Source organism: Microcoleus sp. B5-D4 (assembly GCF_036705145.1).
In the GTDB taxonomy this organism is placed as follows: Bacteria; Cyanobacteriota; Cyanobacteriia; order Cyanobacteriales; family Microcoleaceae; genus Microcoleus.
Genome location: NZ_JAUBTV010000127.1, coordinates 1 through 14,391 on the forward strand (window position 1 = coordinate 1; position 14,391 = coordinate 14,391).

15 protein-coding genes are annotated in these 14,391 nt (G+C 46.0%); 3 read left to right on the top strand and 12 right to left on the bottom strand.

The genetic code is table 11. From position 1 onward, the window contains the following. Positions 1 to 140: 140 nt before the first annotated feature. From proC to der, 8 genes are all read right to left on the bottom strand, one after another. Positions 141 to 986 (bottom strand): pyrroline-5-carboxylate reductase, encoded by an 846-nt coding sequence (gene proC / locus QUB10_RS31975; protein WP_333141028.1) that lies wholly within the window; start codon positions 984 to 986, stop codon positions 141 to 143. Positions 987 to 1,292: 306 nt separating this feature from the next. Further along, complete coding sequence (locus tag QUB10_RS31980; RefSeq protein ID WP_333058022.1) at positions 1,293 to 1,907, bottom strand: cell division protein SepF; 615 nt, start codon at positions 1,905 to 1,907, stop codon at positions 1,293 to 1,295. A gap of 121 nt (positions 1,908 to 2,028) precedes the next feature. Beyond that, entirely contained in the window at positions 2,029 to 2,694 is a 666-nt protein-coding gene (locus tag QUB10_RS31985) for a YggS family pyridoxal phosphate-dependent enzyme (RefSeq protein WP_333207151.1), read from the bottom strand. 72 nt (positions 2,695 to 2,766) lie between these two features. Further along, on the bottom strand, positions 2,767 to 3,036 hold the full coding sequence (gene pipX, locus QUB10_RS31990; RefSeq protein WP_006634205.1) for a transcriptional coactivator PipX: 270 nt from the start codon (positions 3,034 to 3,036) through the stop codon (positions 2,767 to 2,769). A 42-nt stretch (positions 3,037 to 3,078) separates the two neighbouring features. Further along, positions 3,079 to 3,537, bottom strand: a complete 459-nt coding sequence (acpS, locus tag QUB10_RS31995; RefSeq protein WP_333207152.1) for a holo-ACP synthase — start codon at positions 3,535 to 3,537, stop codon at positions 3,079 to 3,081. 386 nt (positions 3,538 to 3,923) lie between these two features. Next, the gene (locus tag QUB10_RS32000; RefSeq protein WP_333207153.1) at positions 3,924 to 4,919 is read right to left on the bottom strand and encodes an energy-coupling factor transporter transmembrane protein EcfT; all 996 of its coding nucleotides are present in this window, start codon (positions 4,917 to 4,919) and stop codon (positions 3,924 to 3,926) included. Positions 4,920 to 5,132: 213 nt separating this feature from the next. Continuing rightward, the gene (locus QUB10_RS32005; RefSeq protein ID WP_333207154.1) at positions 5,133 to 5,504 is read right to left on the bottom strand and encodes a four helix bundle protein; all 372 of its coding nucleotides are present in this window, start codon (positions 5,502 to 5,504) and stop codon (positions 5,133 to 5,135) included. Positions 5,505 to 5,610: 106 nt separating this feature from the next. Then, entirely contained in the window at positions 5,611 to 6,972 is a 1,362-nt protein-coding gene (gene der / locus QUB10_RS32010; protein WP_333207155.1) for a ribosome biogenesis GTPase Der, read from the bottom strand. A gap of 245 nt (positions 6,973 to 7,217) precedes the next feature. Here der and QUB10_RS32015 point away from each other — a divergent pair, with 245 nt between their 5' ends. Together QUB10_RS32015 and QUB10_RS32020 are read left to right on the top strand one after the other, a co-directional pair. Continuing rightward, complete coding sequence (locus QUB10_RS32015) at positions 7,218 to 8,426, top strand: NupC/NupG family nucleoside CNT transporter (RefSeq protein ID WP_333207156.1); 1,209 nt, start codon at positions 7,218 to 7,220, stop codon at positions 8,424 to 8,426. Positions 8,427 to 8,647: 221 nt separating this feature from the next. Beyond that, the gene (locus tag QUB10_RS32020; RefSeq protein ID WP_333207157.1) at positions 8,648 to 9,235 is read left to right on the top strand and encodes an acireductone dioxygenase; all 588 of its coding nucleotides are present in this window, start codon (positions 8,648 to 8,650) and stop codon (positions 9,233 to 9,235) included. A 232-nt stretch (positions 9,236 to 9,467) separates the two neighbouring features. On the opposite strand, the gene QUB10_RS32025 is transcribed toward QUB10_RS32020, so the two are convergent. The 4 genes from QUB10_RS32025 to QUB10_RS32040 all read right to left on the bottom strand — a co-directional run bounded on the left by QUB10_RS32025 (position 9,468) and on the right by QUB10_RS32040 (position 12,482). Continuing rightward, positions 9,468 to 10,286 (bottom strand): hypothetical protein, encoded by an 819-nt coding sequence (locus tag QUB10_RS32025; RefSeq protein ID WP_333207158.1) that lies wholly within the window; start codon positions 10,284 to 10,286, stop codon positions 9,468 to 9,470. Between the two features lie 199 nt (positions 10,287 to 10,485). Next, a complete protein-coding gene (locus QUB10_RS32030) occupies positions 10,486 to 10,959 on the bottom strand; it encodes a DUF732 domain-containing protein (RefSeq protein WP_333207159.1) in 474 nt (157 codons plus the stop codon). 191 nt (positions 10,960 to 11,150) lie between these two features. Continuing rightward, entirely contained in the window at positions 11,151 to 11,771 is a 621-nt protein-coding gene (locus QUB10_RS32035) for a cupin domain-containing protein (protein WP_333207160.1), read from the bottom strand. A 144-nt stretch (positions 11,772 to 11,915) separates the two neighbouring features. Then, positions 11,916 to 12,482, bottom strand: coding sequence for a sigma-70 family RNA polymerase sigma factor (locus tag QUB10_RS32040; RefSeq protein ID WP_333207161.1), 567 nt, complete (start codon positions 12,480 to 12,482; stop codon positions 11,916 to 11,918). 622 nt (positions 12,483 to 13,104) lie between these two features. Here QUB10_RS32040 and QUB10_RS32045 point away from each other — a divergent pair. Beyond that, a complete protein-coding gene (locus tag QUB10_RS32045; RefSeq protein ID WP_333207162.1) occupies positions 13,105 to 14,319 on the top strand; it encodes a DUF4331 domain-containing protein in 1,215 nt (404 codons plus the stop codon). Positions 14,320 to 14,391 lie beyond the last annotated feature (72 nt).

A 14,391-nucleotide genomic window follows, 5' to 3' on the forward strand; every position in this document is an offset into this window, starting at 1 on the left:
CCCGCCCGTCCAAAAAGGACGGGCGGGACGCCCATCCCACTTTCAAGAGTGGAAGTTATTTAATTCTCATTCCTAAGTCAAATTGCTTGACAAGTTCCTTCAGCTTGAAGTCGCTATAAGCCATCTTAAATTCTCTGTTTTTATTTACCTAATTCTTGAGAACGCAAACAAGCTGCTTTCACTGCTTCTATCAGCGCAGAACGAAAGCCGTTACTCTCTAATTTAGCAATTCCCGCAATAGTTGTGCCGCCGGGACTTGTAACTTGATCTTTCAATTGTGCCGGGTGCATTCCCGTTTCTTGCATTAGCTTCGCCGTACCGAATACAGTTTGCAAAGCTAATTGAGAGGCGATCGCCCGTGGCAAGCCAGCACAAACTCCACCATCTGTCAAGGCCTCAATCAAAATTGCTACATAACCAGGCCCGGAACCAGAAAGCCCAGTCACCGCATCTAGCATACTCTCAGGCACTTCTACCACTTCTCCCACGGCCTGAAAGATGCGCTTTACCAATTCTAAATCAGCCGGTTGAACAAGTTTTCCCGGAGCGATCGCGCTCATTCCTGCTCCTACCGTGGCCGGAGTATTCGGCATCACCCGCAGCACTCCCCGCCCCGGAAACGCGGGTTCGAGCTTGCTCAGTGGCACTCCTGCCAAAATCGACACTACCAGCGCTTCTGGCTGGGAATTAGCCGTTTCTCCATTATTTCCTTGTTTGCGATCGGCCGCCACCGCCAACTCCAAAGCTACCGTATCAAAAACTTGCGGTTTAATCGCCAAAAACAGCACTTCTGTAGCGGCAGCAACTTCTAGATTGCTGGCTGTTGTTCCAATCCCGTATTTGTTAGCCAAAAACTCGCGGCGCTTTACCCCAGGCTCGCTCACCAATATTTCTGAAGGTAAATAAACTTTTTGTGCTATTAAGCGGGATAAGAGAGCTTCTCCCATTACCCCACCGCCGATCGTACCAAATTTTATGTTAGTCATTAGTCATTAGTCATTAGTCATTAGTCATTAGTCATTAGTCTACAGTGCTACCTTGTAGGATGCGTCGCCCGCAACAATTTACAAGTTCGAGCTAAAATTTGAAAGCGACGCACCTTACTATTTTATGCTAGTCATTAGTCATTAATTATTAGTTGCCATTAGTTATCAGTCCACCGCCTTAGCTAATAGTTAAGCGCCCAGAACTTGCAGAATACAAAATTCAGGAGCTGGCTAGTTAAAAGCTTACTGGCTAATAACTAAAGACTAAAGACAGATGACTAATGACTAATAACTACTGACTAATAACTACTGAGCGATGGTAGCTTGTTCTGCCGGCCAGACTGTGGGTGCAGGAGCAGCAGCACGAGGGCGTCCTTGAGCAGGAGGCACTTCGTGAACCACACCAGACTGAGTTCTCACCTGCACGCAGCTAGGCGTAAACAAGAAAATACTTTCGCCAATTCGCTCTTGATGACCGTCAAGGGCATAAGTACCGCCCGCCACAAAGTCCACAGCTCTTTGCGCTTGGTCTGGGTCCATCACCGTCAGGTTCAAAACCACAGACTTGCGTTCCTTAAGGGCTCGAATTGCTGCCGGCATCTCTTCAAAAGTGCGCGGCTCCATTACTACTACTTCCGAAATCCCGTTCATAGCTCCAGGCATTCCAATCACGTTATTCATTACTGACCCTACTCCCCCGGTTGGTGCAACGACATCCATACCTGTCGATCCTACTACTGACCGCTCTCGCATTCTACGATTTTGACGACGTTCTTCTTCCGCTGCGACTGCAGCGGGGTTGGGTTCAGGCGCTTGGTAGAAGTTCTGATAGCGCTCCCCTTCCGTTTCGTCGTACACGTCATCGTACTCAGGCTCATTGTTGATGCCTACAAAATCTCGCAGTTTAGAAAAAATATTCATGATTCACGCTCCTTCCTTTACGACTTTGCTGCCCCGACTATACTCGCGTTGCGCGTTAGTCGCGGGTGGCTGACTATTCTATATTTAACCCAAATTGTCTTTATCAGAAGATTTCAATTATTTATCCCCTCCTAGAGCCAAATAAGGTTTGTCCTAGCCGTACCATAGTAGCACCTGCTTGAATTGCCAAATGATAATCTCCCGACATCCCCATCGAGAGCTGGTGCATTTGAATGTAGGGCAAATTTTGCTGCTGGATTTTGTCAGCAAGTTCGCGAGTGCTGTTAAATAATTCTAGGATTTGCGACTCATTTAACCCCAGCGGAGGAATTGTCATCAAACCTTGAATTTTGAGATGCTGACATTTGCTGAGTTCTGGAAGGTCGGCCAGCAGTTCTGGAACGCTCCAGCCGTATTTGTCCGGGTCGGGCAACATTTTGACTTGCAGGCAGACTTGGGGAGAGCAGGACTGTTCCCCCGCCAAGCGCGAAAGTCGCTGAGCGAGTTTTAAATTGTCGAGAGAGTGAATCCACTGGAAATGCTCTAGGGCTTTGGCGGCTTTGTTGGCTTGCAAGTGCCCGATCAAGTGCCAGTTGATATCAGGTAAATCTTGCAGTTGGCTTTGTTTTTCGGCAGTCTCTTGAACCTTACTCTCACCAAAATCCCGGATACCGGCCTCGTATGCTTCGCGGATAGCATCAGTCGGTACCTGTTTGGTAACGGCAATTAACCGCACTGATTCCGGCAAGTGTTGGCGAATGCTGTTAATTCGAGAGGCTATGGTCATGGGTGCTCAACGCTCTTGACGGGAGGGAAGGAAAATTTAGACAGTTACCAATTACAAAATTATTGATTTTCGTTATTGAAATGTGCGCTGGTGAATGGTCTGCAATTGGTCGTACTCCTGATATTGACCGCTGCGACGCAGGGTTCGCAGGCGAATTTCGACCATGAGGCGAGCGTCGGAGCGACTGATTGGTTCAAATCTCAGCCCGCCAGGGCCGTTTGTCACCAAAAAAAACAGGCGTTGGGCGTATAGGGTGGTAAATAATTCTTGGCTGTCTTCAACCTGGGATACCCTGAAGAGGAGGCCAAAGTTTGGATGATTCAGGTAAGTTTCGGTAGTCATTCACACTCACAATCTATCAATTTTAGATTAAAGATTTAGATTTTAGATTTTAGTTTCGCTCGATCGCCCGACGGCGTTGTTTGAGAGCGGGGTACAAAGGGCGATCGCCGTAGCCGTGCAATAGTCTCCGTCGTGGCTGAGGCTCAATTGCCACTGGCAATTTCCCCAAACAGAGGCTTGTGCTGCCGCGGTTCCGTGCAGTTGCACGTTTGGAGCACCGTTTTCGGAGCGCCGAATTTCCACATCTGCATACCGTATTCCCCGCCATCCCGTGCCTAGAGCTTTGACAACGGCTTCTTTTGCTGCCCAGCGCCCCGCTAGTTGGTTGCAGGAAACTCGATTCATTTTACCTTTAATGCTGCTGTGTTGAGAATTTTGTTGTCCGCAATCCCTTTGTTCGGCGGGCGTGTAAACTTTTTCGAGGAAGCGATCGCCAAACCGGTCTAATGCGGCTTGTATGCGCGGAACATATACGATATCTGTCCCAAGATAGATGTTCAAGGTCTTGGTTCTCTAAATATTTGTCTCCATTACTTTAGCAGGACTGTCGCGCACCAGACAAAACTTACTCAAATGTAGACCAGTGCTCGAAACCCCGCTAGAATCAGTCATTCCCAATTCTTCAAAATTCTTCAATCTAAAATCTAAAATCTAAAATCTAAAATCGCAACATCTGTCCCAAGATAGATGTTCAAGGTCTTGGTTCTCTAAATATTTGTCTCCATTACTTTAGCAGGACTGTCGCGCACCAGACAAAACTTACTCAAATGTTGGCCTGTACTCCAAACGACGAGCTTCATCAGTCATTCCCAATTCTTCAATCTCAAATCTAATCAATCAATCAATCAATCAATCAATCTAAAATCTAAAATCTAAAATCTAAAATCTCAACTGTCCCACCCCCAAACAAAGCGGGCGCTCCAGAGGAGGAGCAAGCAGCCGAGGGCGATCCAGTCTCGGATTTTCAATTGCAATTGGTGCCATTCTACACGGTGTCGATCGGGACTGGTGAAGCCGCGAACTTTCATGGCGCTGGCTATTTGTTCAGCTCGCAGGAGCAAGTTTTCTAACAGCCTCTCGGCTATCATCAACCACACTTGAGCGGCGCTGCGAAATCCGAGTTTTTTCCAGTTTATCGCTCTGGTTCTGACCGATCGCACTAAATTTTGTATTTCTTCCAATACTAGGGGAATAAATCGCAAAGATAAAGTTAATGTTAAGGCTATTTCGGTAATAGGCCAGTTCAAGCGGCGCAAGGGCTGCATTAAGTTTTCAAGGGCGGCGGTAATTTCTTCGCTGGCTGTGGTGAGAAGGTAGAGGTTGGTGCTGTAAATTACTGTGAAAAATAGGGTGCTGACGTTAATAGCTAAATCTAGGGATTTGCGGGTGATTTTAATCGGGCCTTGTTTGAATACAACGTAACGGTAGTTTGTGGGTTGGGGGAGTTGATTTGGGCTTTGGGCTTTGGGATTGGGGATTGGGGGGTTTGAGCCTAAGTTAAAAGGTTTGTACCAGGGTTTTGGTTGGGGCGGGGGTGGAAGAGTTGCGGGCTGTTGGGAAAATGTTAATTCGTCGGCGGGGATGCGGGGCTGGTGTTCTGCGGGGAGTCCGTCGGGGGCGATCGCGCTGAGGCAAAATATTAATAGGCAGAATAGCAGCAGCAGTCCCATTTGCTGTTTCCACACGCGCCAGGGAATTGCTGCTGTTAGTGTCAGTACGATTAACATTCCTACTAGCATCAACCGCCAGATGGGATTGGCGAGTATTGGCGCAATCAGAAATGTCATCAACCAAGCTAATTTGACGCGGGAGTCTAGCCGATGGAGCCAGGTTACGGGTTGTTCTAGGTAGAGTCCAATGGGGAGCGATCTAAGTAAGTCCATCTTGCGATTTTAGATTTTAGATTTTAGATTTTAGATTTTTTGATTGGGGATTTTTTGATTGATTGATTGGGGATTGTTAGATTGGGGATTGTTTGATTGACTGGGGATTGATTGGGGACTATTTGATTGATTGGGGACTATTTGATTGATTGGGGATTGTTTTATTTCTTTGTTGATTTTAGCTTGGGAATTTTTGGGGAATTTGAGATTTTTTTATTTGCGGTTTGCTGCTGGGTTTTTAGCAATTAAAGTTTTGATGGAGGCAACTGTCATCGCTAAAATTTCATTCGTTTCTGACATGATACTCCTCAAATTAGTGGCATCTACTAATTTAGCTTCAACTATCAACTCCATCCAGTACAAAGATTCATCCGCTTCTTCTTCCACTATTCTGAGTTTGGCAATTAAGTCTGCTGTTGACCTAGCGCGACAAGCTGCTCGATAGTTAGCCCCTACAGAAGTTGCTGAACGAATTAACTGCTTGCCAATTACCTCGGAAACGGTATTTTTTGGCAGTGAACTTACTAGCTTAATAACTCTTAATGCTAGCTGCTTGGTTCTGTGTTTAAACTCTTGTTCATTCATCCGATATTTAGATTTTAGATGAAAAATTGGGCTGTAATTGGCAACAAATTATATCATCTAACAGCATCTTTTCTTCAATCTAAAATCCAAAAGCTAAAATCTAAAATTACTTGACGCGCAGTGCTCTGTTTGTTGTGCTCATTTCTGTGGCACGAACTTTTTTGCCTCTCCAAAGTAGCCGCATTGGTGTACCGGTAAAGCCTAGATGTTTGCGGAATTGGCTTTCCATGTAGCGGCGGTAATTTTCGGTGAAGCGTTTGGGATCGTTGACAAATAGCGCAATTGTCGGTGGCTGCGATCGCACTTGAGTACCGTAATAGATTTTGCCTTGTTTTCCTTGGCGGGTAACTGGGGCTGAGTGCCAGCTTGTGGCTTCTTCTATGACTTCGTTAATGACGGCGGTAGGGACGCGGCGTTTGTGTTCGTCGGAGGCTTTGTCTACTAATTCAATGATTTTTTCAACTCGCTGTCCACTCATGGCGCTAACAAAAATCATTTCTGCCCAGTCGAGGAAATAAAGTCGGGTTCTTACTTCTCTTTCGTACTCGTAGATGGTGTCGGAGTCTTTTTCTACAGCGTCCCATTTGTTGACGACTATGATGCAGGCGCGACCTTCTTGGCTGATGCGATCGGCTAATTTTTGGTCTTGATCCGTAACGCCGTCAATTGCGTCAATTACTAACAGTATGACGTTGGCGCGGCGGATGGCTTTGAAAGCGCGGTTGATCCCGAAAAATTCTGCGCCGTATTCGACGTTTTTCTTTTTGCGGATTCCGGCTGTGTCAATCAGGCGGTAGGTTTGACCGTTGCGTTCTACTAAGGTGTCGATCGCGTCGCGGGTAGTGCCGGAAATCGGGCTGACTATGGCGCGGTTTTCTCCGAGAAATGCGTTTAACAAACTCGATTTGCCGACGTTGGGACGACCGATAATTGCTACTTTAATTTCCTCAACTTCGGGTAATACTTCTGTGGGAAGATAAGTTATTAATTTGTCTAGCAATTCGCCGGTGCCGTTGCCGTGAATGCCGGAAACTGGGAAAGGTTCTCCGAGCCCCAATTGCCAAAAGTCTGCTGCTTGGGTAAGCCCTGTATTTTCGGATTCGCATTTGTTGACTGCGAGAATGACTGGGACTTTTTGCAGTCTCAGCCAAGATGCGATCGATTCGTCGCCGCCGGTGAGCCCGGTTTTTCCGTCAACTACGAAAATGGCTGCGCTGGCTTCTGCGAGGGCTGCCATTGCTTGTTCGCGAATTAAAGGCAGAAATTCTGTCTCGTCGTCGAATACTAGCCCGCCGGTGTCTACGACTTGATATTCCCGATCGCCCCAGTATGCTGGTCTGTAAGTGCGATCGCGCGTGATTCCTGGTTCGTCGTGGACGATCGCGTCTTGGGTGTTGGCTAAACGGTTGACGAGCGTCGATTTGCCTACATTGGGGCGTCCAATAATAGCAACTATAGGTAGAGACATAAAAGTAGCAGCAATTAGGCTGCGCCGTGATTTTGAGGTTTAGCCTTTTATTGTAAGCGAAACTGGCCCAGATTGTATGCGATCGGGCTGCATCGTGTATTATACGCCCTCCGGGGCTGTGTTGCCAGCGCCGCGAACTCATGGCGACCTCTGGAAACGAGATAAAGAAGGCTCGGACTGTTAATCTGGATTACCAGAGCCTGGTAACGATAAAAGCTTGCTGCACCTTCTCTAAAAATTGCTAAATGGAACGACTTATTTCTGTATTCGGGTTAGCTGTTTTTGTCGGTTTGTCCTACGCCTTTTCAGTCGATCGGCGCGCTGTCAAGTGGCCGCCCGTATTGTGGGGAATTGCTTTACAGCTAATTTTTGCTATTTTGATTCTTAAAACTGCTCCGGGTTTGGCTGTCTTTAAATTTTTGGGAGATATGGTGACGCAGTTTCTCAATTTTTCTGATGCCGGGGCAAAGTTTATATTTGGAGATAATTTTGCTGAACACTTTATCGCTTTTAAAGTGCTGCCGACTATCATTTTTTTCTCTTCGTTTATCACCATACTTTATCACTACGGAATTTTGCAGCGAGTTGTGCAAGCAGTGGCATGGTTGATGATTAAAACTATGAAAACTTCTGGTGCAGAAACGCTTTCTTGTGCTGCGAATATCTTTATCGGGCAAACGGAAGCTCCTTTGTTAATTAAACCTTATTTGGCGGCGATGACGCTCTCGGAACTCCATGCTGTCATGACGGGAGGATTTGCCACAATTGCCGGCGGAGTCATGGCAGCTTATATTTCTTTTGGAGTACCGGCTCAACATTTAATTGCGGCGTCGGTGATGTCTGCACCAGCAGCTTTGGCTATTTCTAAATTGCTGTACCCAGAAACTGAAAAGTCGCTGACTGCTGGGGAGGTGGAGGTGAAGGTGGATCAGGTTTATGCTAATGCGGTAGATGCGGCGGCTTCGGGTGCTAGCGACGGGTTGAAGTTGGGGGCGAATGTGGCCGCTATGCTGATTGCTTTTTTGGGTTTGTTAGCTTTTTTTAATGCGCTTTTGGGGTGGTTTGGAGGGCTAATTAGTTTGCCTCAGTTGTCGCTAGAATTAATTTTAGCTTATTTGATGGCTCCGGTTGCTTGGCTGATGGGGGTGCCTTGGGCTGATTGTGCAGAGGTGGGGATTGTTTTGGGAAAAAAAACGATTTTGAATGAGTTTATTGCTTATTTAGATTTGATGGAATTGGTGAAACAACAGGCGATTTCTGAACGATCGCAAATTATCTCGACTTATGCTTTGTGCGGGTTTTCTAACATTGGTTCGATCGGGATTCAGATTGGGGGAATTGGCGCGATGGCCCCGCAGCGGCAAGGCGATTTGGCGAGGTTGGGCGTGAGGGCGATGATTGCTGGGTCTTTGGCTTGTTTTATGACTGCTTGTATCGCGGGGATGCTGATTTGAAAGTTTTGAGTTTTTAGTTAAGGTGTGCGGTGCTTATGGTGCACCTTACATTAACTCCAGTAAATATTATTAAATAAAAGTTAAAAAACCCACAAAATTATTTGATGAGTGGTATTGCTTTGATGATTGGCAAGGCAGGACATGGAATTTTAGCGATCGGCTATTATTGAAAATAAGCAGGAGTTTAGTTTTTGACCAAAGCTTAAAACAGTAGCTTAAAAATGGAAACTAAATTTCCCTCAAAGCTCAACAAATTAGGTGGTAATATGGCTGTTCTGCAACTAGAAGACGGTAGAACATATACGGATATCCGGGCGATCGCCAGTCAACTGGCAGTTTTAAATATTGAGATCGATTCCCTGCCCACCAACGAAAATCCGGCGTTTCAAGAACTGCTAGTTCAAGACATTCTCAATGTAACAGAAAAACAGCAGATTCTCGCAGCATATAATAGCGAGTTTGAACAGTTTAAGCGCGCCAGCGGATATCGGTGGTGCGACTTAAAAGTGCTGCATCCAGGTTCGCAGCAGATTTACGCGCTGATGACTCAAAGCGATCGCACTCATACCCACACAGATGCAGAAGTTCTTCACATTTTAGCTGGGGAATGCGTTTTTGGGTTTGTGTATTCTAACGGCTCTCAGGTACAATTAATGCTGGAAGCTGAAGAATACATTAAAGTGCCGGCTAATACCGAACATTGGTTTTATCTCACTCCGTCGCTGTACTTGAAAGCCTTGCAGTATTACACCAGTGCTCAAGGCTGGGTTCCTAAGTATACCAACAGGAAACTAAAAATTACAAACTAAATCTAGGGTGCGCTTCGGCGCACCTTCCTCTATCAAAATAGGCGATGGAAATGGCGGGAGCATCTCAATGAAAGCAGCCCAGCTAGAAATGGGAGTTAGGAGTCAGGAGTCAGGAGCCAGGAGAAAAGAGGAAGAAGGAAGAAGGAAGGAGCCCGAAGAAGTGTTTTTACAAATATGAGATGCTCCAGAAATGGCGACACTACAAACAAAGTCTCTCTATAAAAGACGAGGATTAAATGCTCTCTACTTCATTAGGTGCGGCCATTTCAATTTCTTCGCAACGCTGCAAAAGCGCTTCTATTTCCTGAGCTAAAAAAATTACTTCCGGCCAAGAAGAACCGTTAATTAAATCTTGAGCGTGAGCTAATTTGTTTCTCAATGCTTCTGCTGACTTTAAAAAACGCTCCCCGTAGCGTTTGGATTTGAGCCCCAGCCGATCGACTATTTCAGCAGAAGTCAGGATTAAATCTCGCTTGTCGCAGAATTGCAGGTAATCGATTAAGTCAATTGCTTCATTTCGTGATCGCCCCAATTCCCAAAGGTGTTTTGCTGCTAAAATGCGATCGCCCTTAAGCAATTTCTGCCAAGAATCTTGGGGAAAGTAAATCCGCACTATCCGCAATAAATTCATTTCCAGAAGCGTCACCAATCCAAACAGCAGCATCCGCACCGGTGCTTTTTGCAAATCGCCGCAGGTAACGATACCGTTGATCCTGTTGCTTTCCAATACAAATAATCTCGGTTTTTCTCGCAGCAGCGGCAGCAATTCCATCAAAGGAGTGGCGGCGGCGATTAATTCCGAGGGGTGAAAAATTTGCTGGTAGTCGCTGCACTTGCCTGTCTTTAAGTGCGATCGTTCTACATAGCCGCAAACCGTGCCATTTTCTTCGATACCGAGCACGTCAAAATCGCGGGCCTCCATCCACGATCGCAATTTGGCTGCATCTTCGCAAGCGGGGACAGCTTTCAGCGGTTCCGCGAGGTATTTAACTGTAATGCTGTCTTTGAATAAATCCCGCAAGTCGGCGGAACTTGATTTTAAATGTTTCATCTCATGTCCGGTAATTTCATGGATCGTTGCCCGACAAAATAACAATTAATATTTTAACTGCCAGTAAAGACGCCGTATTACCGTGGGAGAATCTCAGTTTTGTAAAAAGGGTTTTTTAGAAGTGCGAACGTCCCCCTTGCACTCCTGTAAAATCACAACAGAGATGCTGCCTTACCGTGTCCCTACAGATTTCATGATATTACTTACTGGCTAATTCCGGGCAATAATGGTTGGTGGCAAGAGTAGTAATAATATCGGCATCCGCCAGAAAACTTTCTTTGGCAGTTGGATTTTCGATACTGACAGCTTGCCCGATCGCTCTTAATTTAACTTCCGGCAGAGAAACTCCCGATTTTGCTTCCGCACACATTCTTTTAGCGGCCGCAATTTTTTGACCAGGGGCCCTTCGGATTGCTTGCAGTAAATTATCCGTTGCTTCGGGAGAGTAGCTTTTTGCTAAGCGTTTGTAGTCTTCGAGAAATTTCCCATCGTTTCCTGTCAGCTTAATGTCTGATTCTTGAGGCGAACACAACAAATTTAAGTTAATTACTTCTCCCACTGAATTAACAAGAAAACATCCTTCGCGTTCTTGGGCGACCGCGCTTTGGTTGCTGGGTACAAATTGTATAATAAGGGCGGACAAAACAGCAGTTATATGCGAGTATTTTAGCATTGTAATTACGTGATATAGTTGGCATTTCTAACCGCCGACTGCGGAGCAATGCGGGTGTTTTTGAGTGAGATCGTGTCCGGTAAATTAACCGAAATAATTGTAGGGGCGGGTTTCACCAACCATCTATACTTATAACTAAAAATCTACATAAACCCGCGCTCCAAGCTGTAGGCAATTCAACAAAAATAATATCAGACGAACATTTCGTTGTCTAGGGAAGTTTTCATTAACAGCAAACATCCCCCTTGTGTGAGGGGCGAATGTGTGGAACCGGGAACCGAGCGAATGTAGTCGCCTTGATGGCAAATTTCCCCTTCTACAATTAAGTCTCCTTCTAATACAAGCACTTCCTCCGAGGCAGCGTGTCGGTGCATGGGAAATGTTACTCCCGGTTCGAGTCGCATCAAGCAGGTTATTTCGCGCTTTTTTTTGTCAATGTAAAGCTTGCCGAACGAAACTCCCGGAACTCCATAAGATTTCCATTTGACATCGTGCGATCGCACGATTAAAGATGGAGTATTGTTCTCTGTTGGGGAAGTAGCAATTGGCTTTATATTGGCAGATTCGGGCGGGGTTGGCGGCAGTTCGGCTATGCGCTGGAACAGGCGGTTTTTGAGGTCGGGGGCGACAGGAACTGGGGGGGCTGTGTAGGCGATCGCGGCAATTGTGGATTCAAAAGCAGCTAATTCGCTTGTAAGTTCTGGGGACTCTTTCAATTTCTCTGCAAATGCGCCACGTTCTGACTCGTCGAGGGTATCGAGAGCTTGAAGGGCTGCAAGGATTGTATACTCCTCGTCTGGCATCATTTCCATCTGTTTTCCGCCATTAATTGTAATTCAGCCTAGGTTAATTTTAAACTTGAAATTGGTCTGCTGCCCTCGCACTCAAGATGGATGATGGGAGATGCCACAATTTGAGATTGATGTTAAACAACTTAAATTTAATTTTTTGACAATCTAAAATTCTTCGCTCAAAGCTTGACGCAATTTGGAAATACCCAATCGAATTCTGGTTTTGATTGTACCTGTCGGGATACCAGTTTTAGCTGATATCGCCGCGCAAGTCAGCCCTTGGTAGTAAGCGAGTTCGATCGCCTGTTGCTGTTCCTTTGGCAGTTTTTCTAAGGCTGCTTTGACTTGTTCCCTGCGTTCTTTAAACATTGCATCTTCCATCGGTTCTGCAACGCTAGAGATGGGTACTTTAGCCTCTTCCAGACAAGCTTCAGCAGCCCGGACTGTTCGCTGGATTGATCGGAGCCGATCGAGGGAACGACTGCGGGTAAGCATGAACAACCAGGTATCTGCTCGACTGCGAGAAGGATCGTAAGTTGCTGCTTTTTGCCAAATTTGGGAAAAAACATCGAGTACCACTTCTTCAGCTTCTTCTACCGAACCCAGGATTTTGTAAGCGAGAGCGTAACTTGGGCGACCGTAGCGATCGTAAAGTTTAGCTAATGCCGTTTGGTCTTTCTGGGCAATCTGCACTAAAAGCAGCGATTCATCGCCTGACTTCTGGCCTGTCATCTCAGTGTACCTAAAATTTTTGTTTTGACTGCACAGATCCAAAATAAAAAATTCGGCGTATATCACTACAGAACATAATTGTAAGTTTGAAGTTGGGGCTACCAGCTATAGTATGCCTTTTCAGGCTAATTTTGTCGTGCTTTGAATTGTAAAAATCCCAAGTCATCTTGGATTTTACCACCTAATTAATTATTTGGTTGAGACTTAGCAATCCGCTTTATGCAGCACGAAGAAATGCCCGGAGCCTGAACAGTCAAAACAGCGCCATTCACTCGTTCCCAATCTCTGTCGGCTCGCTCCCAATAAGAGCCGGGAAACCCCTCTAAGCGAGGCTCTGGCTCCGCTCTATCGAGGGAAGCCGTGTCTGGGAGCAGGCATTCCCAAGGATAGTCCGGGAACGAGTAAATCCTCAATTAGCCACTTTTTTACATAAATTAGTCTGGCAGCACAGATCCAAAATTGCCAAACCTTCGTATACCACCAATAGGAGACGGCTCAGCAACAGCGCAAAAGCCCGACAGGTTGACAGATTTCAACCTGTTGCTACAAAAGTCCAACCCGCGAATGCGGGTTATTTACCATTGATTTGTGCAAAAAATTCATTGAAATAAAGGTGCTAACTGTGAAGCTCACAAAAAAAATTCGCCGAACCATACTAGCTATTGAAGTAGCTCTAATTGCTCTATTAACTCCAGGGATAATTGTCGCTTCTGACCACGACGACGGCGAAGTAGATATCAAAGGTCGCGCGGTCAATTTAACTGACCTATATGTATATCGCGAAAAAGACCAAAACTCCGGTGCTGCGGACGGGGATTTAGTATTTACCATGAATTCAAATCCCAGGTCTGTCGCCCGTTATCAATATTATTTCAGCACTACAGCCCTCTACCAATTTCACATCACCCAGGTAGGTGACGTGAATTCTACACCTACTGGACGTTCGGATATTATCTTGCGGTTTGCCTTCAGTCCGCCTAACAATAGAGGTATGCAAGCGGTAGCTGTAACTGTTGTTCGCGGTGGCTCGGAGACTGTTGCTAAGACTACAGTTAACGGCGGGCTAATTGCTACAACTCCGCTGAATTCTAATGCTGTTTTGAATACAGTACCTGTGGGCGGTTCTAACTTGACTGTATTTGCGGGTTTACGCGAAGACCCGTTTTTCTTTGATGTGGAACAATTTTTCCGAGTTCGCGCCGCAGCTTTGGGAACGGGGCCGCGCACTGCTTTTAAAGAACCGAGTCAAGCGATCGACTTTACTAAAGGTTACAATGTCAATACAATTGCTGTGCGCGTTCCGAAAGCGTTTTTGCAAGCAGGAAGTGGGGCGAATACTTTTGATGTTTGGTCAACAGTTTCGATCCGGGATGGAGCTGGCGGTTTTAAACAATTCGAGCGTTTGGCAAGACCTGCAATTAATGAGGGTTTGATAGTTACTCCCGCTTATCTGGAAGCATTCAATAATATTCCTCCCAGATCGGATTTGAGCGCTGCTGCTGCTCCGGTGCGGCAGGAAGCTGTTGCTACTCTGAATGCTGTGGATCTTTTGGACGGTCGGGATAATGTCGATCCAAATGCGATCGCCGGAGCTTTCTTGCCCGATGTCATGCGGATTGATACCACAAAAACCAGCGGCTACGCTAGCGCTACAAATGCTCAAGGAAGCTTGATCGGAGGTCGTATGCTGATGGACGACGTTATTGATATTACTCTGGGAGCTTTGGTGGGTTCTCCGGTTGGCGATAACGTTTCTTATAACGGAACTCCGGGAAATCCGGCTCAGGGACACAAACCTTTAGAACCGACTTTTCCTTATTTGGCTTTGCCTAATTAGTCATTAGTCATTAGTCATTAGTCATTAGTCATTAGTCATTAGTCATTAGTCATTAGTCATTAGTCATTAGTC